Below are 322 nucleotides of genomic sequence, written 5' to 3' on the forward strand. Positions count from 1 at the left end.
AATACTCCACAAAAAGTGTGAACAGAAAATACAACAATCCCAGACCGATGAAGAATATTATTCCCCGAATCAGCTCGTTGGTGTAAAACTTCCTGATGAAAAGTTCCAGCTTTTGATAAATGAAATTTGACTGTTCCAAAATTAATTCATTGATTTTATAACCGCTAAAAGTAACCATTTTTCAATTCTGTTTGATGTTAAAAATTGATTAAAGAAAAAAGCGTATTTTTACAATAGTTAATTTTTAACAAAATGGAAAAACTAATCGAATTATTAAAAAGCTACCAATCCTTAAATGTGATTCCTTCTCTAGAAGAAGAGC

The organism is Flavobacterium bomense (assembly GCF_003970355.1).